General features: G+C 66.9%; 15 protein-coding genes and 2 pseudogenes. 10 read left to right on the top strand and 7 right to left on the bottom strand.

What is annotated here, in order from left to right; all coding sequences use genetic code 11:
- Positions 1 to 353: 353 nt before the first annotated feature.
- Positions 354 to 1,220 (bottom strand): hypothetical protein, encoded by an 867-nt coding sequence (locus ACGFU7_RS44820; RefSeq protein ID WP_393704252.1) that lies wholly within the window; start codon positions 1,218 to 1,220, stop codon positions 354 to 356.
- 78 nt (positions 1,221 to 1,298) lie between these two features.
- Between ACGFU7_RS44820 and ACGFU7_RS44815 the strand changes: the two genes are divergently transcribed.
- A complete protein-coding gene (locus ACGFU7_RS44815; RefSeq protein ID WP_393704250.1) occupies positions 1,299 to 1,550 on the top strand; it encodes a hypothetical protein in 252 nt (83 codons plus the stop codon).
- Here the strand turns inward: ACGFU7_RS44815 and ACGFU7_RS44810 are convergent.
- Together ACGFU7_RS44810 and ACGFU7_RS44805 are read right to left on the bottom strand one after the other, a co-directional pair.
- Positions 1,543 to 2,415 (bottom strand): TauD/TfdA dioxygenase family protein, encoded by an 873-nt coding sequence (locus tag ACGFU7_RS44810; RefSeq protein ID WP_393704249.1) that lies wholly within the window; start codon positions 2,413 to 2,415, stop codon positions 1,543 to 1,545. The two genes, ACGFU7_RS44815 and ACGFU7_RS44810, sit on opposite strands and share 8 nt — an antisense overlap.
- A gap of 29 nt (positions 2,416 to 2,444) precedes the next feature.
- Positions 2,445 to 3,317 (bottom strand): amino acid--tRNA ligase-related protein, encoded by an 873-nt coding sequence (locus ACGFU7_RS44805; protein WP_393704247.1) that lies wholly within the window; start codon positions 3,315 to 3,317, stop codon positions 2,445 to 2,447.
- Positions 3,318 to 3,809: 492 nt separating this feature from the next.
- On the opposite strand from ACGFU7_RS44805, the gene ACGFU7_RS44800 reads away from it, so the two are divergent.
- From ACGFU7_RS44800 to ACGFU7_RS44770, 7 genes are all read left to right on the top strand, one after another.
- Positions 3,810 to 3,989 carry a hypothetical protein gene (locus ACGFU7_RS44800; RefSeq protein ID WP_393704245.1) on the top strand — a complete coding sequence of 60 codons (180 nt, stop codon included), beginning with the start codon at positions 3,810 to 3,812 and terminating at the stop codon, positions 3,987 to 3,989.
- 143 nt (positions 3,990 to 4,132) lie between these two features.
- Positions 4,133 to 4,882 carry a fatty acid desaturase gene (locus tag ACGFU7_RS44795; RefSeq protein WP_393704244.1) on the top strand — a complete coding sequence of 250 codons (750 nt, stop codon included), beginning with the start codon at positions 4,133 to 4,135 and terminating at the stop codon, positions 4,880 to 4,882.
- Positions 4,883 to 4,942: 60 nt separating this feature from the next.
- Positions 4,943 to 5,179, top strand: a complete 237-nt coding sequence (locus ACGFU7_RS44790; protein ID WP_393704243.1) for a hypothetical protein — start codon at positions 4,943 to 4,945, stop codon at positions 5,177 to 5,179.
- A gap of 87 nt (positions 5,180 to 5,266) precedes the next feature.
- Positions 5,267 to 6,406 carry an inosamine-phosphate amidinotransferase 1 gene (locus ACGFU7_RS44785; protein ID WP_393704242.1) on the top strand — a complete coding sequence of 380 codons (1,140 nt, stop codon included), beginning with the start codon at positions 5,267 to 5,269 and terminating at the stop codon, positions 6,404 to 6,406.
- Positions 6,407 to 6,937: 531 nt separating this feature from the next.
- Positions 6,938 to 8,068 carry a site-2 protease family protein gene (locus tag ACGFU7_RS44780; protein WP_393704241.1) on the top strand — a complete coding sequence of 377 codons (1,131 nt, stop codon included), beginning with the start codon at positions 6,938 to 6,940 and terminating at the stop codon, positions 8,066 to 8,068.
- A gap of 1,516 nt (positions 8,069 to 9,584) precedes the next feature.
- Entirely contained in the window at positions 9,585 to 9,773 is a 189-nt protein-coding gene (locus ACGFU7_RS44775) for a hypothetical protein (RefSeq protein WP_393704240.1), read from the top strand.
- 111 nt (positions 9,774 to 9,884) lie between these two features.
- Complete coding sequence (locus ACGFU7_RS44770) at positions 9,885 to 10,532, top strand: class I SAM-dependent methyltransferase (protein WP_393704238.1); 648 nt, start codon at positions 9,885 to 9,887, stop codon at positions 10,530 to 10,532.
- A 1,008-nt stretch (positions 10,533 to 11,540) separates the two neighbouring features.
- Here the strand turns inward: ACGFU7_RS44770 and ACGFU7_RS44765 are convergent.
- A complete protein-coding gene (locus ACGFU7_RS44765) occupies positions 11,541 to 11,924 on the bottom strand; it encodes a winged helix-turn-helix transcriptional regulator (protein ID WP_393704237.1) in 384 nt (127 codons plus the stop codon).
- Between the two features lie 112 nt (positions 11,925 to 12,036).
- Between ACGFU7_RS44765 and ACGFU7_RS44760 the strand changes: the two genes are divergently transcribed.
- Positions 12,037 to 12,444, top strand: coding sequence for a RidA family protein (locus ACGFU7_RS44760; protein WP_393704235.1), 408 nt, complete (start codon positions 12,037 to 12,039; stop codon positions 12,442 to 12,444).
- A 14-nt stretch (positions 12,445 to 12,458) separates the two neighbouring features.
- A pseudogene (locus tag ACGFU7_RS44755) lies at positions 12,459 to 12,584 on the top strand (IS5/IS1182 family transposase); the annotation flags it as partial.
- 278 nt (positions 12,585 to 12,862) lie between these two features.
- Here ACGFU7_RS44755 and ACGFU7_RS44750 read toward each other — a convergent pair.
- The 3 genes and pseudogenes from ACGFU7_RS44750 to ACGFU7_RS44740 form a co-directional block, all read right to left on the bottom strand.
- Positions 12,863 to 15,211, bottom strand: a complete 2,349-nt coding sequence (locus tag ACGFU7_RS44750; protein WP_393704234.1) for a ricin-type beta-trefoil lectin domain protein — start codon at positions 15,209 to 15,211, stop codon at positions 12,863 to 12,865.
- 694 nt (positions 15,212 to 15,905) lie between these two features.
- Positions 15,906 to 16,130: pseudogene (locus ACGFU7_RS44745) on the bottom strand (substrate-binding domain-containing protein); the annotation flags it as partial.
- Complete coding sequence (locus tag ACGFU7_RS44740; RefSeq protein WP_393704254.1) at positions 16,081 to 17,706, bottom strand: ABC transporter ATP-binding protein; 1,626 nt, start codon at positions 17,704 to 17,706, stop codon at positions 16,081 to 16,083. The gene ACGFU7_RS44740 and the pseudogene ACGFU7_RS44745, both read right to left, overlap by 50 nt.
- Positions 17,707 to 18,190: the final 484 nt, after the last annotated feature.

The raw sequence follows: 18,190 nt of genomic DNA, 5'->3' as shown, positions 1-18,190 counted from the left end.
CAGTTGCACTCGCGTCACGCATGAAGATTTACCTGATCAGACCCCGCCACGAAGCCGAATCCGGCAGATTGATCACAACCCGATACGCGCCCTAGTGACCTGCACCGAAGCGAGTACCATCCGCCAACTGCAATCCTCGGTCACAGCATGGGCCCTTGTGCCGCAAGAGGCGCTCCATGAGGGGGTGTTGGCCGAAACGCCGTCGGTCGCAATGCGCAGGGTCGCGGTCCGGGGACGGGATCAGAGGGCGTGAGCCTTCGGTCTGCTCTGCGCATGGCTGACCGGGCCGTGGCGCGAGGGGGCGCCACGCCCTACGAGGTGGGTCGGTTCAGTTCAGGAGGGCGGTCAGTTCGTCATGCCTCCCGGACACGGAAGGTCGCCTCCGGGAAACGGCGTCCGTTGACCTGGAGGGCGATCGAATACGCACCCGGCGTGAGCTCCACAGTGGCGGTAGAGCGCAGCACGTGGTCCTTGGCGAGTGGCAGTTTCTCGCCCGGCTTGCCGGTGCTGCGCAGAAGGAAGTACACCTTCTCGCGCGGCTTGCCGGTCCGCGTCGTCGAAGAGATCACGAACATCACGTGCACCGGGACGGGGGCGGTGGTGGTGAGAGTGGCGGAGAAACTGAGCGTGTCGCCGTCGACGAGCTCGGTGCGCTCCAGGACGAGAGGCGTCAGCTCGACCGGCGCGTCGGGCGCGTAGCCGAGGAAGGCGTAGGCACCCGGCCAGCCCTTCTTCAACCTGCTCCGCAGGGCCTGCCGGGCGATGAACGCGAAGTGCTTGTCGGGAACGAGACCAGAGACCTTCCAGCGCTGAAAGGTGGCCAGCACCAGATCCGGCTGCGTCACGGACAGGTCGTGCAGATGGTTGGCGACCGACGTGCGGACGTAGGTGATGGAGTCGCCGTAGAGCTGCTCGAGGACGGGCAGCGCCACGTCGTCAGGCAGGGAGATGCGCGGGGCACAGGGCAGCAGAGGGCGGGTGGCCTCACTCGCGAGCCGACGGGTCCGGTGGTCCTGGTCTCGGGCCCAGGCGTCGACGGCCTTCATCGTCTCGTCGGGGAAGTCGTTGAGGAAGTCCCGCACGGCGACCTCTGCCGAGAAGTACCGGGTGAAGCGAGCGAGGGCTTCGAGGGCCTGGTCCAGGTACTCGCCGGTGCGCAGGTAGCGGGCGACGAAGTCGGAGTGCGGCGAGTAGGTGTGCCACCCGAAATCGTTTGTCACGCCGGCGGCTTCGGGGGTCGGCGGCAGCGAGCGAAGCAATACGTTGAGGGCTTCGGCGCCCGTGACAGGAAGGTGAGCGTGCAGAGCCTTGCTGGTGCGAGTAATCCGATCTTTGAGCTCCAGCCTGGGCAGGTCGGACATTACGTCCCCTACGAAGGCTTCAGCGTCGAACCCGGGGCACACGCCATGCACTTGGCGTCCGATCTGGGTGATGCGATCGATGTTGAGGGCAATTTCCTTCTGGGGCACCTTCACGGCCTTCACGGTCATGGGCAAACCCTAGGGCTGGTGACCGGGGCGATCCTCGCGTTCTCGCCGCGGGTCATCTGACGGAGCCACTCGAGGCTGCGGGTTGTCGGACAGCAGCGCGATACAGCAGGCGCGAGTGGCGGGAGCTGTCGCACGGGGAGGCGGTGTGGAGGGTGGCGAGGTTGTCCCAGATGACGAGGTCGCCCTGATTCCAGCGGTGGCTGTAGACGTACGGCGGGCTTGTCGCATGCTGCAGCAGGTCGGCGAGCAGGCCGCTGCTGTCTTCTTCGGTGAGGCCGGTGATGCCGCAAATCACCATGGAGCCGAGCAGCAGCGAGCGGGCGCCGGTGGTCGGGTGCTGGAGGACGAGCGGGTGCTCGACTTCCGGGTGGCCGGCGAGACTGCCGGACGCGGCCGAAGACCGGCCACCACTGGCCTGGCTCTGCAGGGCGCCGAGCTGTTCGATGGAGTGCACCGAGCGCAACTCGTTGATCCTCTGCTTCATCTGCTCTGGAAGGTCGGCGTAGGCGCGGGTGGTGTCGGCGAAGCGGGTCTCGCCGCCCTTCTCGGGGGTGATGACCGAGTACAGCAGCGTCGCCCGGGTCAGCTGCGGCTTGAAGGAGTTGTCGGCGTGCCATTCCTCCTCGTTGTCCCCGTCATAGACGCCGACGTGCTCACCGTCCTCGGTGATGTTGCTGATCGCGGTCAGGCCGGGGAAGCCGCCGACGGCGTAGCGGCGGTCGGTGCGGGTGTCCACCTCCCCGAAGCAGCTGGCAGCAGTCCGGAGATCGGCGTGGTTCAGGTGTTGCCCGGGCACGATCAGTAGCCGGTGCTGGTGCAGGGCTCGCGCCAGCTGAGGCGCAAGGTCTGCGGCGTCGGTGGCGAGGCTGCAGTCGATGACGGCGCCGAAGCCGCTGTCGTCGAGCGGGCGCAGCGACAAGGACATCGCGGCTCCTTTCCGGACGGTGGTGGCGGTCAGAACTGGGCCGACTGCTGGAAGACGGTGATGTCCTTGATGCCGGAGGCGGCCATGCACAGCCGCTCGATGCCGAGTCCGACGCTGCCGGCCGGCACAAGCCCGGCGTCGATCGGCTTCCACGCCAGGGCCTGCTCGTCGTCGTACAGGTCCGCAGCGCGGGCCCGCTCGACGAACGCGGCCCGGTCGGGCTCGTCCTCGTAGCCGTGGACGACCTCGATGCCGTCGATCAGGAGCTCGAACCGGTTCAGGACGGCGATCATGCCGGGGGAGAGGCGAGCGCACGGCTCGTCCCCGCCGACCGGGTATTCGGTCAGGAAGACCGCGGCGCCGGCGCTCTGGGCCTCCAGCTCGCGTTCCACGAACTGTCCCAGCACCGTCTTGAACGGCACGTCTGTGCCCAGTCCCTGGTGTGCGGCCATCCGGGCCGGCAGGTCACCGAGCGGCTCGTGGTGCAGGTCGATGCCGAACAGATCCCGGACGTGCGCGGCGACGGAGACCCGCTCGGGGGTGTAAGGGATGTGCGGGGCGACCAGCCGCTCGGCCAGCGCCAACAGGAACTCGAAGTCCTCGTTGGCCGCGTAGAGGTCGAGCATCTGGAACTCGGGAGCGTGCAGCGCGTCAGGCTTTTCGGGTCGGAAACACGGCCCGATCTCGAAGATCCGCGGGTGATGCTCCAGGTTCACGCGCAAGGCCGGGCCGATCATCACCCGCAGGTGACGGCCGTCCTCCCAGTCGACCGAGACGCGGCGACCGGGGCCAAGGTCGGCCTTGCGCAGCGTGGGGGTGGTCAGCTCGGCGAACATCTCCGCGCGGAGCGTGTCGCGCAGGCTGAACAGCAGGTCGGACTTCATGACGACGGGGTTGAGCACGCGAGCTCCTCAAGGTCCGTGTTTCCGACGGCAGGTGGCGGGTTTCCGGGTAGCACAGCGACCGGCTTCGATGCCGCCCTTGGCGGAGCCACAAGCTAGCTGCGGCAGCGCGCCCGGCAGAACCCCTTCCGTCTGCTCTTCATCGGCCGACGGGGCCGATCCAGCCCTCTTTCAGAACCCTCTCCGCTGCGTTTGAGCAGGTCAGTGCGGGTTGGCGCGCAACGGTCACGCAACGGTCCCGTGCAACCGGCGCAAGGCCTGGGGCCGTTGCGGCCCCATCGAGCACCGCCTTAGCGTGACTGGCCAAGCGCCTGGTGCGACCGCGTCACGCAACGCTCATCCACGGATGGAACCCGGCGCAACCTCTCCATCGGCGTGCGCATGCACCCACGGCGTGCCGAGCCGACAACTCAGCACCTCACTGCGGCCGGCAACTCCATCACCCGATCACACGGCTCGCGGGGTCGCCCGCGACCGAAGAGGGAGAACTTCATGACCGCTACCGCCGGAATGACCACGGACACGAACCTGAAGGAGGGCATGCGCCCGGACGCCTCCGCGCTGAAGGAGGGCATGCGCCCGGACGCCTCCGCGCTGAAGGAGGGCATGCGCCCGGACGCCGCCGCGCTGAAGGAGGGCATGCGCCCCGACGCCGCGCTCGTCGCCGCCTGATCTTCGGCTGAACCACTGACCCACCTCTGACTGTGCTCCGGCGTGTCCTCGTACACGCATTCGTCAGTCCGTCGCGTCCTGTGGGCCGCGCCGGAGCACGGCAGGGCCCGATTTCACTCGTTCCGCACCGACTGGAGGACTTGATGGGCAGCCCCGCCGCCAGCAGGACGCGCAACGGAACCGGAGTCTCCGGGCCCGCGCGCAAGGTCCTCGGACCGCAGCTCATCACCGATCTGGAGAAGCTCTGCGGACGCCCGACCATCGGTCTGTACGACGTCGCACTGGACCTGGCTGCGATCGCCGTCGCGGCTGTTGCCGGTCACATCGTCGGCTACATCGTCGGCCCGCTCCTGGCCGTCTGCTACATCGGTGTCCGCCAGCGTCACCTGTCCAACCTTGCGCACGAGTGTGTGCACTCCAAGCTCATGGCCACCCACCGCGGAAACCGGCTCATCGGCTACCTCCTGACCGGGTTGCTCGGCGAGGGCTTCGCGCCTTACCGCACCAGCCACTACGTACACCACGCCAAGCTCGGCTCGGACGACGACCCCATGTTCCAGTCCTACCGTGCTGGCAACATCCGTGCTGCAGGCTCGTCCCCCAGCCGCCTCGACTTCGTCCTTCGGGTCATCGTGCGCAACGCCCTGTGGCGGCTGCCGAAGACCGCCGTGCTGACCCTGCTGACCCGCGCGCCGGGGGAGTCCTGGCGGGCACTCGCTACCCGCGCCGCGCTGTGGGCGGCCGTCGTCGCCGCGCTGTGGCCCGTGGGCGGCGTGCCGTACCTCCTGCTCTATTGGCTGCTTCCCCTCGTCCTGGTGCGGCCCGTCGTCACCTGGATCACCGACCTGGGCAACCATGCCGGGCTGATCGAGAACGACGACGTCCTCCTGTAGACCCGCGGCTGGAGCTCCCACTGGCTCACCCGGCACCTGCTCGGCGGTCACCTCGACGACATGTACCACCCCATCCACCACTGGTGCCCGAAGATCCCCTGGCGCCGCCTGCCCGAAGCTCGCGCCCTGGTCTCGCAGTCCCTGCCGCGCTGGGAGGAAGTGCCCTGGTGCTCCGGGTACTTCTTCCGCCGGCGCTCCACACCCGACAAGCCGTGCGTGGTCGAGAACATCATCACCCGCCTGACTGCCCCCTCGAACGCGACCTGCACGGCGCGCGGGCAAGTCCCTGCCGCCTGACCCCGCCCCGAACACTTCCGACCCCTACGGCACCGACCTTGAGGCGCGCGAGCGCGCCGTCGCCCGCCGCTGAGGAGGCTGCCCACCATGCCCCAGACCACCCCTGCCGCCCCGCCGCCGCTGAACAGCTACGACGAATTCACCCGGCTCGACGAGGTCGTCCTCGGACGGGCCGAGCACTACACCGACCACCACACCGACACCTCGTGGCGCCTGTTCTTCTACGACAACGTCGCCCCCGTGCTGGGCCGGCACACCAGTCCTTCGGGGGAACAGCTGCTGCCAATCCCCTCCCAGCTGGTCGACGAGCTCAACGAGGACATCGCCGGCCTGGCCGACGCCCTGACCGCGTGCGGGGTGAACGTCCTGCGGCCCGCGACGCCAGGCAAGGACGTCGACATCCGCTCCCCGCACTGGGACGCCCGGGCCACCCCGCCGCTCAACGTCCGCGACCAGACCATCATCCTCGGCAACACCATCGTGGAGACCGCGCCCCAGGTGCGCGCCAGGGTCTTCGAGAACGACCTGCTCAAGCCGGCCTTCTACCGGTACTACGAGGCCGGAGCGAACTGGCTGAGCATGCCCCGGCCCGCCTTGACCCGTGACTCCCTGGACACCGGCTTCTTCACCCGCCAGGGCCTGGACGTCGCCCGGGCCACCGACGGCGAGACGGCCAGCAGCATCGAGGGACTGGGCCTGGAGATGGTCTTCGACGGCGCGCAGTGCATGCGGCTGGGCCACGACGTCCTGGTCAACGTCGGCAACCACAACCATGAACTCGCCCTGCGCTGGCTCCGGGACAACCTCAGCGATCTGCGGTTCCACCGCCTGAACGCCATGGCCGACAACCACATCGACAGCGTCCTGGTCCCGCTGCGCCCCGGCCTGATGCTGCTGCGCTCCCCGGAGTACCTGAAGTACCTGCCCAAGGCCATGCAGGCCTGGGACGTGATCTACGCCCCGGAGACCGACGACAGCAACTTCCCGGACTGCACCGACCTCGGCTTCGTCATCCCGATCGGCAGCCGCTACATGGACATCAACCTCCTGTCCATCGACGAGAACACCGTCATCGTCAACTCCCTGTACCCGGAGCTGATCGACGTCCTGGAGGGCCGCGACTTCACCGTTGTCCCCGTCCGTCACCGGCGGCTCTTCGGCGGCGGCTTCCACTGCTTCACGCTCGACACCGTCCGCCGCGGGGGCCCCGAGGACTACCTCGCCTGAACCCGGCCCCGGACCGCCAGCCCCTCCCACCAGATCACGGCAGCCTGCCCGAATGTCAGGAGACCTTTGATGGACAGCACCTACCCCTGGCCACCCGACCAGACCTTCTGGGCGAGCACGTTCCCCGAGCACACCACCACCCGGACCACGCCAGGCTCTGGCCCAGGTCACCGACATGTTCTCCGCCGTGCTGGGCGGCCGTACGGCGGTGCTGGCGCCCACAGGCTGAGCACTCCCGCCGCTCAGGGCGGTCCTCAGGTGGAAGTGATGGCTTTGCCCCATGACCCACCTCCACAGTGCTGTCGGTAGGTCCCGGCCTGGATCATCCGGCGCCTTCCCCGACCGTATCTGCGCAGCAACGCGCTGAACGGAGTCCACGGAGCCGAGGAGGGGACGCCGTCCTTGGCCCTGGCCGACTGCGGGAGATTCCGAGAGCGACAATTGTAGGTGGGTGCCGTGCTGGTCGGTTCACGGAGTCAGGTCACGAGGTCCTGCCCGGTGGACCGGGTGCCGAGCCGGCGGGAGACGACGATGAACGGCTCGGTCCGTGTCGGACAAGTTGTCGGGGTACCACTGCGGATGCATTGGAGCGTGCCGCTGCTGGTGGTCCTGTTCGCGTACGGTCTTGGCCGCCAGACCCTTCCGGCATGGACTCCAGGGCGCTCGGATGTGGTGTACACCTTCGCCAGTGCTGTGGGGGCCGTGCTGCTCATGGGCAGCCTTCTGCTCCACGAGACGGCACACGCTGCGACTGCCCGCAGGAAGAAGATCGCGGTACAGGATGTGACGCTGTGGGCGCTGGGCGGGATGACCCGGATGGGGCGACCGCAGACGGCCGCGGCGGCTTTCGCAGTGGCGATCAGCGGGCCACTCACCAGCCTGGCCACTGGAGGCGCCGCGCTCGGAGTGGGAATCGGGCTGCACGCGATGTCCGGCTGGGCGGTGCCTGCCGCGGTTCTGGTGTGGCTCGGCTGGGCGAACCTGTTCCTGGGCGCATTCAACCTCCTTCCCGCTGCGCCGCTCGACGGCGGAAGGGTGGTGCAGGCGTTGTTGTGGTGGCGTACCGGAGACCGAGAACGTGCGGATCGGGCGGCCTCCCGAAGCGGTCAGGTCATGGGCGTGCTGCTGATGGCCTTCGGCTGGATCTCCTTCCTGCGCGGGGTGCCGGGCGGGCTGTGGCTCGTCTTCGTCGGTCTTTTCATCACGGTCGTTGCCGGCACCGAACGGCAGCGCGCCGTGATCCACACAGCCCTGCGGGGCGTCAAGGTCGCCGATGCCATGTCCAGCCCGGTGACCACCGGCGCCGACTGGCTGACCATCCGGCATTTCATCGACGAGGTGGCGGTGAACTCCCGCCATTCCGCCGTGCCGCTGCTCGATTTCGAAGGCCGTCCCAGCGGGATCATTCAGATACGCAAGCTTGCCCGGATACCGGGAGTGCGCCGGGAGGCGCTGCGCGTGCGTGAGGTGGCGATCCCGCTGTCACAGTGCGCGGTTGCCGCCCCGAGTGATCTTCTGAGTGAGGCTCTCGACAAGCTCCGCCCGGGTAGTGGCATGCGCATTCTCGTCGTGGATGGGGGCCATCTGGTGGGGTTCGTCACTGCGAAGGACATTTCACGGCTGATCGAGCGGCACACGCTGGGGGGCCAAGGGCCCAACTGAGCCCGGGTCCCGCAGCGTCGTCGGCGATGTGTCCTTCGGTCAGGAGGCCCCTCGGCTTCACAACCGTCCTGCTGATCCTCGACGCCACCACAGGCTGGGAGTCCGGCAAGTCGGTTCGGATGCGCTCGAGCGGGACCTAAACCCGCACCGCGATCGATGCGGCGTTCGGCGGCGACGAAGCGGAGGTGCGGAGGCAGGGCACAATCGGGGCGGAATCCCGGGCGGTGTGCCCTCAATTTTGATTCAGGCGAGCTCCTGTCGCGACCTCGAACAGGGCGACTTCGTCGCGCAGCGCCCGCACACACGCGGCACCCTCGTCAGGCCTGTCATCCCGCTGGCCTGACGGCTGCGGACGGCCCACAACTGCTGGTTGCCCAGAACGGCACGAGGCCACCTCTACACAGACGCGGGTAACAGGACAGACGCAACCTTTCCGGTCTGGCACTCACGGCTCCCGTGTCGCGCTGGTGCGAGCGACGAGCCGGTCGAATGTGGGGATTCCCACGAAGACTGGGGGGCGCCTCCGTTCTTGCTGTATGTCGCGTCGGTCGAGCTTCTCCTGCGCTGCGGCGAGGCTGACGGAGAGTCCTTCGGCCTCGCCGAGCCAGCCCTCGCGTTGGGCTTCGGCGATCCGCTCGGCGAGGTTGTCGCGGATCTCGACCAGGCGCGGTCCGTCCGCGGGGGAGACGATGAGGACGGTGCATCGGACGCATGCTTATCCGAACTTGTCCCCCCTCGGTGAGATCGCCGCTCCGGGCGGCTTCATGACTGCGAGTAGTGGTTGCGAACGTCGCACGGAGCGGGCGTGACGCGCGTGACGCGCGCCGTTTCGTTCGTGGAGGCTGCATGCCTTCGTCTGTGGTTGGCAGGCAGTTGCTCTGGCGCATCGAGTGTTGCTGATGACAGGATGGACTCCATGATGATCACCAGAAAGGCTCATGCCGCGTAAGCGTCCGGGCGCGATCCGCGCCGCGCGTGAGCGTCGACCGCCCGAGTGGGCACGTGAGTTGCCCCCCATCGACCGTCTGTCGCGTGATACGAGTGCCGCGATCCACTTGGTGGAGCATGGCGATCACAGCTATGAGGTCCGGCCCGGGCGGACCTCGCAATTCCTCTACAGCTACCGGAAGTTCCTGCAACAGCCCGGTCGGAAGCTGAGGTTGTCTGCCTCGGATTGCCCGGCCTGTCCGGGGTGCCAGTACGACGATGTCGCGGTGGTCAGGGATGCGTTGGAGGACATAGTGGGTATCCTCCCGGTTCCGGCACGCACCGAGTTGCGACGGCTACTTGCCGGCCTCGATGCGGAGTTCCGCCGCAGAACACTGCACGATCCTGATCCAAGCCACTGGATGGACTGGAGCGGCAGTCCGTACCCGTGGTGGCACCGGCGGTTGTACGTGGGTGGTTGAAGGGCGAGGAAGGCTGCACCCCGGGGATGCCGATTCCCGGGCGGCCGTGTGTGCCACAGCTCCGGAGCAATACGACCAGCGCTACTGCGGAAGTCGCGCATGCCGAGATGAACGGTGGAGGGCTGTCCCGCGCGGTCGCGCATGGCCTCCAGCTTCTGCGCGGCGGCGGCCATAGTGGTCTCGATTGCGGCGACCTCGCCGAGCCGGCCCTGGTCCCTGGCCTCCTGGAGTCGGTCGATGAGGTTGGCGCGGATCTCCTGAAGGCGAGGCATCTGGTCCGGGTCCACGAGAAGTAGCGGACATCTGACACAGGCTTCTCCGAACCAGCGATAGCCCGGGCGAACGGGCGGGAGGGAAGATCGTGATTCTCTCGGCTCGCCTCGGGGCCAGGGACTACTGTCGCGAGCATGGTCGAACACGATGCCCTCAGTGCCACCCGCGAGGCTTACGACGCTGCTGCCCCCACCTATGCGCAGCTGTTCCGCGACACGCTGCGTGACAGGCCCCTGGACCGCGCGATCTTGGGTGCCTTCGCCGAGGTCGTAAGTGCGAGTGGGGACGGTCAGGTCGCGGACCTGGGGTGTGGGCCTGGCCATATCACCGCTCATCTGGATGAGCTGGGGCTGGCGGCGTTTGGTGTTGATACCTCTCCTGCGATGGTCGAGTTGGCTCGACAGGCCTATCCGGGCCTGCGGTTCGACGTGGGCTCGATGGCCGCGTTGAACATCGCTGACGGCGTGCTGGGCGGCGCACTCTCACGTTGGTCCATCATCCACACTCCGCCGCAAGAACTCCCCGTCATCTTGGCGGAGTTCCACCGTGTGCTGGTACCTGGCGGCCACCTTCTGGTCGGCTTTTCGGCAAGCGATGATCCGTCTCACCCGACGCAGGTCTTCGATCACACAGTCGCGCCGGCCTATCGGTGGTCGCCTGATCACCTCGCCGCGATGCTGCGCAAGTCCGGGTTGGCCGAGGTAGCCCGGATGGTTCGCGAGCCTCAGCCCACCGACCGACGGCAGTTCCAGGAGATTCAACTGCTCGCCCGCAAAGCCTAGGCAGGGGCTGCCTGACCGAACACATGACCGCATCCAATCTGCCGGACGGGGAGCCGTCAGGCTCCAGGCATCGCCTCATGATCAGGGCTCACCGCCGTTCGAGCTCCGATTTGGTCGAACGAGGGGACTCCGAGGAACACCTTCGATGACCTACGCTCCTGGCGGGCATCGAGCTGGGCGATCTTCCCTTCTGCCCCAGCGAGGCTGACCCGTAGCCCTTCGACCTCGCCGAGCCGGCCTTCGCGTTCGGCCTCGGCGATGCGGGCGATCAGGTTGTCGCGGATGTCGGCAAGTCGTGCCCGTTGGGCCGGGTCCGGTCGAAGAAGTGAGCATCTGACACAAGCGTGCTCATGGATACAAGGGGTTCCGAAGGCGCGTGCGCGGGTGCCGATGGAAACCTTCCGAGAGCCGGCTGTCCGCGAGGTCTTTCGCCGCCTGGGCCAGTGCGGGGCCCAGGCGGGGCTCGGTGCCGTCGGCCTTCCGCCTCAGCACCCCCTTGACCAGCTCGACCAGGGCGTGGTGAGCGGCCTGCGCGCCCGGCCGGGGTGAGATCCCGGGCGGTCTGCTCAACCAGGTTCACGTGGGCCAGGAGCAGCCGCATCTCGGCCGAGGCCGCCGGTCCAGTGACCAGCCGGTCCCGGACCAGATGCACGAGGGCGGACGCGGGCAGAATCAGTACGGCAGAAGCGCACTCATGAAGCCCGACCATACGCCGAGCCCCAGTCCGTGCGGGCCTGGTACTACAGAGGCCTGAAGCACTGCCGTCGGCTCGGCGGCGTGAGCGCCTCCATCCAACTGCTTCCTGACCAGGTCGGCCCCTGAGGGGCGATCCGCGACCGGTTCTAACAGGTGTGGCGACTCGCTGACAGGTGCCAACGACACTGTCCCGTCGGTTCGAACTCCGCTGTCCTGCAAGGTGAAGACAGGCGGGTTGCCGCGCTCTTCCGGTTCCACCTACCGTGTCACGGCACACCCAGCCGCATGCTGGGCATACGAGTGCTCCAGTGGTCAGGCGTCGAAGCGGCGGCGGGCGGTCTCGATGTGGCCCAGGTACCGGTGGGTCCAGTCGCACATTGCGTCAACTGTCGCTCGCAGGGCTCGCCCCGGCTCCGTGAGGGTGTACTCGACCCGCGGCGGCACCGTGGGGTGCACGCACCGCTCGACCAGGCCGTTGCGCTCCAGCATGCGCAGATTCTGGGTGAGCATCTTGTGGCTGATGCCCTCGATCGCGTCGCGTAGCTCAGTGAAGCGCAGGGTGCGTTCACCCACGGCTTCGATGATCAGGAGCGCCCACTTGTTGGCGACGTCCGAGAAGATCTCCCGCGCCAACGAGTCCGCGCGTGTCAGGTCTGCTTCGTCCTTGGGCGAGCCCTTGAACTGCTTGGTCACCACGAGGTTCCCCAGTCACCGAAAAGTGCGTTCTTCCCTGCCGACGGTCACTCTCCTACGGTTCCTGAGTAACCACAAGAGACCGCAGTCGACTCTCACGACAAGGAGACAGAGCATGGCCCTCACCCTGGTGAACCCCAACGGATTGCCCAAGATCGACGTCTACCGGCAGGTGTCGATCGCATCCGGGTCGAAGCTGGTCTTCATCGCCGGGCAGGTCGCCTGGGATGCCGAGGGGGTCACGGTCGGCGAAGGCGACCTCGCTGCGCAGGTCGAGCAGTGCTACCTCAACATCGGCACTGGCCTGGCCGCGGTCGGTGGTTCCTTCGACGACGTGGCGAAACTGACCGTCTACGTCGTTGACTGGACCCCCGACAAGATGCCCCTGCTCCTGGAGGGGATCTCCCGTGCGGCCGCGAAGCTGGGGGCCGCCCCGGTCCCGCCGGCCACGCTGCTGGGCGTAGCAGCATTGGACGTCCCCGACCATCTGGTCGAGATCGAAGCTACCGCAGTCCTCGACTGAACAGATGCTCTTCGCCCACCCGCTCCGAAGCCGTGATCCACCTCGCCATGACCGACCTCATGGCCCGCCGCCTTACCGGGGAGACCACCGTGTCCTGGCGCGACCCGACACCCCGGGACGAAACGCAATCCACGGGATGAAACACCGGGAGGAAACGACCTCTTAGGGCGGGGAGGAGTCACGGCTCTTCTTGTGCTTCGAGGGCTGGACGCGGTATGGACCCGGCCGGGTGCTGCTGTTCGCGCAGGTCAGCAACACCCGGCATGAAGGCCGAGCCGACTCACGACGGCTGGCGCGCGTCTCTCCGCGGTGCGTTGGCCGGAGAGACCGGGCGAGACGGCTTCCCGGGCACGACGCGAGCTTCCCGTCTCCGTGCCCGAGGTCTCTTCATGTCAGTTGGGGCAGTTGGGTCGGCTCGCTAGGGCAGGTTCCATCGCTGGTTTGCGCCTCCGTTGCAGTCCCGGATGGCGAGTTGGGTGCCGTTGGTGGTGCTGAAGCCCGGGACGTCGAGACAGCGTCCTGACTGAGCGCCCTTGAGGGTGCCGTCCGCCTGCGGCGTCCACGTCTGGTTCGCGCCTCCGTTGCAGTCCCACAGCGCGACAAGCGTGCCGTTGGCGGTGCCCGCGCCGGCCACATCCATACACTTGCCGTTGTGGGTGAGGGTGCCGTTGGCCCACGTCCACTTCTGGGCGGCCGTGCCGTTGCAGCCCCAGATCTGAACTTTGGTGCCGTTGGCGCTGGAGTCGGCGGCGGCGTCGAGGCATGTGCCGGTCAGCCCCGAGGTTACCGGGCCGGTGTGCGACGTCGGCGTCCCCGGGGTGAGGGCGAATTTGTCGAACTGGGCGGCCTTGTACTCGGTGACCCCGAGGCCGGCCTGGCCATTGGTGTAGCTGAAGTCCTTGGCGCTGCCGACCTTGACACCGTCCACGGTTGCCGTGAGGGTTTCGTTCTCCATCGCCAGGGCGACGGTGTGCCAGCTTCCGGTGCCTGGTGCGGATATCTTGCCGCTGGCCAGCGTGGTGAAGTTCCAGCCGATGTCGCTCTTGTCGATGGACCAATCGCCGGAGGAGCTGACACGCAAGTGGTAGGCGTCGAGGCCGTTGTTGTTCTTGGCCTGCTGGTTGACGCGGCCGAGCAACTCGACGGTACTGGACTCCTCGAACAGGGTATCGGCGGTGACGGTGTAGTTGCTCCAGCTTCCGTCGCCCATGATGGTGTACGGCGCGCTGTACTTCTCGTCGGTCCAGCGGATCGGTGTCGTCGGAGCCATCTGGCGCGCACACGTTCCGGAACGGCCGCCGCCGCACCGCACCTTGTTGAACGCTCCGTTCATGTCGGAGAAGTATCTCGGTGACGAGTTCGACGTGGGGTGGTCGAAGCTGTCCCGGTACGGCAGCTTGAGCGGACGGGAGTCCGGTGAGGTCCCAGAGCCCTTGCCTTGGCCGTTCGTGGTCGTGACCGAGTAGACGTAGCCGGGCTGGAGAGTGAGCGTGTACGTGCCGTCGGCCGGGGTCACATCCTGCTGGCGCTGGAACCAGTCATTCGAACTGGACGAGCTCACATTGGTGGCCCACACCTGGAGTTTCCCGGTGGACAGGCCGCCGGTGACATTGAACGTGGCGGTCTGGGACTCCTTCGTGCCCATGGTCTCGATCACGGTGCTGTAGTCGACGTTGTTGGTCGACTTCAGCGTCACGTAACTGCCGTTGACGCGGTCGCCGCCGAGGTAGCCGCTGGCGGAGTCGATGTAGCGCCAGCCGGGTTTGGTGAACTGCGTGGTGTGAGCCGTGACCCAGGTCGTCTTACCGACGGTGTAGTGGCCCGACCAGGGCTGGTTTGCGATCGACATCCCGTCGGTGGAGAAGTGGAGGTTCGGGTAGAGCGCGGCGATGACCGGCCAGTTGATGTAGGAGGTCATCTTCCCGTCGATGTAACCGCGGTTCATCGCCCGGGCCGCCGCAGCTGCGCCGCCGTTCGCGTCCTGGGAGCCGTTTTCACTGGCCCACAGCGGCTTGCCGGTCCCTTGTGCCTTGTCGGAGCTCGGGCAGTGGGAGCCGTCGCCGAGGTAGCCGCAGGGGTAGTGGGCACCGATGACGTCGACTGCGTTCTTGAACGCCGGGTCGGTTTCTATGTCGTCCGCCACGTCATCCCAGTCCCAGCTGTCGGCGGCGACGATCTTGGTGGCATAACCGCGGGAGACCAGTGCGTTCTTGAGCTTGACGTACCAGGACTTGTCGTAGCCGCGCTCGTTCCAGCCGCCGATGTAGTCGATGGTGAGGTTGTAGCGGTCCGCGCACCCCATCCACGACATCAGGTAGTCGATCATGTCCTGGGACCAGAAGTTCCCGTTGCCGACCCAGCCGGGGGCACCCCATGACAAGGCCGCGAGCTTGATGTCGGGGTTGCGTTTCTTGGCCTGCTGCATGAGCCACCATTCGTAGCCCTGCTTGCAGTTCACCGTGTCCCTTGTGTGCATGTGGCTGGGTTCGGCGCCGTCGGTGGAGTTGGTGTCGCCGCCGATCTCCGTCTTGAGTAGTTGCAGTGAGGCGCCGTAGCCAGGCTTGAACAGATAGTCAAGCAGCTGACTGCGTTGCGGCTCCGGATAGTCGACAAGGAGCCGGGAGTTCCCGCCGCCGCCAGAAATGGCACCGATGCCGTCGAACACCCGGCCGGGCTTGGTGCCGTCAATCGTGATGGAGGTCGAGGGCGCGGCGTGGGCCGCCGGCAGCTCGGCGAGGCTGAAGAGCGTGCCCAGCAGAAGAGTCAAGACTGTCAGTAAGGCTCTGCGTCTGGGTAGTTCGCGGGTCATACCAACTCCTGTGTCAGGGACGGTGGGGCCTGCGCGGTGGGGGCCCGGGGCGAATGGGCAGATGGCCCGTCCGCGCGCCGAGGCGCCCGAGGGCTGCTCGAGCGTCGTGTCGTGCCGGCTGGTGCCGATGCCACAGGACCACGTCCTGTCTTCTGTCCGGCCCTTGACGTTTACGAAAACACCAAGGAGTCGACAGCGGCTGGCGAGAGGAAGCCGGGCGATGGGGTGGCAATCGTCATTCCGGTCCTGGAATAACGGCTACCGGTGGATTCCGGTGGTGTTTTCGGTTTTGAAGTGTTGGAGTGTGTTCGGGTCTGTCGAGTGAAGGTAGATGTGCGGCATGCGTTCGTCAAGGCGACTACGGGATCGATTTCCGGGCGGCGGATCCGCGACGCCGCTCAGGCGGACTGCGGACTTCCGCGCCGCGCTGCCGCGGTAACCCGCCTGAATCACCGAGACTCAGACATGAGTCGCAGGGCGCCGTGCGGTCCGGCAGGGGGCCAACTGTACGACGCGCCCATTCCAGTCGGTGGCCCGCAATCGGCGCGCAACACGGCCCCGTAGCACAGGTATTCATGACGCAACTGCGGGCCATGTGCCGGAGACACCCAAAGCCCACGGAACTACAGGCAGGCGTCGGCGGAGGGGTTCGTCAGCACTGCACAGCGGGGGAGCCGTACTGTGCCGCTTGCGGCGGAAGAGCCGTGCTCTTCCGTACGATGAGTCGCGTCGGCACGAGCGTAGCGCCGCGCTCCTGCTCCGTGGACGGCATGCGGATCTGCCGCAGAACCCGCTGCACTCAAAGCCGGCCGACCTCGGCGAAGTCCTCATGGACGGTGGTCAGCGGGGGCAGAAAGGCGCTGGCCTCGGGGATGTTCAGGCGTCGCAAGCGGCTCGGTCGTCTCGACAGGGAGCTGGATGCAGGGTGATTCCCACTCTGCCCCGGGGGAGTCGGTGTGGGTCGAGTACGCATACTCCGTGAGCGACGAGAAGTGGGCCGTGGTTCCAGCGCGCGGTGCGGCTGCCCATCGAACACGGAAAGTCCAAACTGCCGCAGCGGAAGTCCATGTTGCCTGACAGAGGGCGACGCCACACTTCCCGGAGAGAACGGCCAATTCGGTGGTGTGTAACTGAGGTTCCATTAGTCTCGTGCAGAGAGGAAGGCTCTGGCGATCGAATCGACGATGCTCTTCGAACCCCTCCTCGGCAGGCAGGACCTGTCGGAGATTTCCGCATGCCAAGGGCCCTGGGCCGCGTAGCCGAGAATCCGAAAGCCCGGCTTCTGCCTGACCACCGGCGAGTGCGAGCGGGCGCTCCTGCTCTGCCTTGCAGACCGGTCCGTCGACCGTCTGAAAATCGAGCAGGACCGCTTGCTGGGTTGCTGATTGCTGTTGTCGGGCTGGCACCCGGTCCGATTGGGCGAGCAAACCGTGAGGCTGTTCGGGCGGCGTATCCGCCGATCCATTGCGGAGCTGCGGTGACGATCCGTCCGGGTCCGGGCAGAAGCTGACGTGGGCGGTGAGCGGGTTGACCACGCTCGCCTGCACGTGCTGCCCGTCGGTTGTCAGTGCGGCCAGTGCCCCGAACGTGTTACCGCTGCCGCCGGGCTGGGTGTTGTCCTTCCAGGTCTGCGACAGCATGCCGCTGGTCGAGCTTGCCGATGCGGTGGGGGTGCGCGGTTGCCATAGGTGCAGCTGCGCGGTCCGGGTGGTTGCGGGGTCTGCTCCGGTGATGTCCACGACGAGTTGATCAGTGTCGGGCGAGGAATCCAACAGGAGCTTTGTATAGGGGTGTTTGGGGTGCTGGATGACTTCTTCGGTGGGCCCCGACTCGACGATCTGTCCCGCGTACATCACATGAATACGGTCCGCGAGATAGCGAGCGCTGGCGATGTCGTGGGTGATGTACAGCAGGCTGAGACCCTCCTCATCCCGCAACCGGGCAAGGAGGTTGAGCATGTCCAGGCGGATCGACACATCGAGCGTCGAGATCGGCTCGTCGCCGATCAGAACACTCGGCCGGACGGCAAGGGCACGGGCGATCACAACGCGCTGACGCCGGCCGTCGGACAGTTCGTGGGGCAGCTTGTCGATGAATTGCTCGGCCGGTGTGAGGTTGACCTTCTCCAGAAGTTCGAGGACCTGGAGCCTGCGTTCTCTCTTCGAAGCCGCCGCATGGCCGTGCAGCCGCAGCGCCCTTTCCAGGTTGTGCCGGACCCTGCGCTGCGGGTTGAGTGAGCCGAAGGGGTCCTGGAAGATCATCTGTACGGCCGAGTGATAGGCCCGCGCGGCCTTGGACTTCGGGTGCACGGCGGTGCCGTTCAGCCGGATCTCCCCCGCGGTGACACCGTGGAAGAGGGCGAGGAGCCGGGCGAGTGTGGTCTTGCCGCTGCCGCTCTCGCTTACCAGGGCGACGATCTCGCCCCGGTGGAGCGTGAGATGGGCTTGCTCCACGGCGCGCACCACCTGATGTCGGCCGAAACCGCGGCTGACGTCGAAGTGGCGGCTCACCCCGACCGCCTCGAGTACGGGCACCCGCTCACGGGCCTGCGCGGGAACGGTGATCGTCACCGGTTCAACTCCTCGTGTGGGACGGGTTGTTCCGCGCGCTCGGCCGCAAGTAGGGGATCGCTCGTATGTAGATGGCAGGCAACCTGGCGGTCTCCCGCCGATATGAGCTCGGGGGTGCGGGTGTCGCAAGGTGCGAACGCCCGATCGCAGCCTGATCTGCGAGGTCAGCGACGGCAGCAGCACCTCCCCCCCCCATTACCGTCTTCGTTGGCTCCGCAATGGGGCTCCCGGCCTCCGGGCCCGGCATGACTTCCCCCCCTTGTTAACCATGACAATGCCGTTGCTTTTGGGGCTACTGCCATCTGTGGTTCAGGGCGATGGTGACGGCCGATCGGCGCCGGCTGGCAGGTTCATCAGAGGCCTTGCT

Source organism: Streptomyces sp. NPDC048473, assembly GCF_043200155.1.
In the GTDB taxonomy this organism is placed as follows: domain Bacteria; phylum Actinomycetota; class Actinomycetes; order Streptomycetales; family Streptomycetaceae; genus Streptomyces.
Note: the sequence above shows the minus strand (reverse complement) of the source record. Positions and strands in the feature narration are given on the sequence as shown.

Bases quoted from the DNA above. Each gene is read 5' to 3' on its own strand.
- ACGFU7_RS44790 (WP_393704243.1), top strand. From the start codon at position 4,943: ATGTACCACCCCATCCACCACTGGTGCCCGAAGATCCCCTGGCGCCGC.
- ACGFU7_RS44785 (WP_393704242.1), top strand. From the start codon at position 5,267: ATGCCCCAGACCACCCCTGCCGCCCCGCCGCCGCTGAACAGCTACGAC.
- ACGFU7_RS44810 (WP_393704249.1), bottom strand. From the start codon at position 2,415: ATGTCCTTGTCGCTGCGCCCGCTCGACGACAGCGGCTTCGGCGCCGTC.
- ACGFU7_RS44795 (WP_393704244.1), top strand. From the start codon at position 4,133: ATGGGCAGCCCCGCCGCCAGCAGGACGCGCAACGGAACCGGAGTCTCC.
- ACGFU7_RS44780 (WP_393704241.1), top strand. From the start codon at position 6,938: ATGAACGGCTCGGTCCGTGTCGGACAAGTTGTCGGGGTACCACTGCGG.
- ACGFU7_RS44775 (WP_393704240.1), top strand. From the start codon at position 9,585: ATGAACGGTGGAGGGCTGTCCCGCGCGGTCGCGCATGGCCTCCAGCTT.
- ACGFU7_RS44770 (WP_393704238.1), top strand. From the start codon at position 9,885: ATGGTCGAACACGATGCCCTCAGTGCCACCCGCGAGGCTTACGACGCT.
- ACGFU7_RS44760 (WP_393704235.1), top strand. From the start codon at position 12,037: ATGGCCCTCACCCTGGTGAACCCCAACGGATTGCCCAAGATCGACGTC.
- ACGFU7_RS44800 (WP_393704245.1), top strand. From the start codon at position 3,810: ATGACCGCTACCGCCGGAATGACCACGGACACGAACCTGAAGGAGGGC.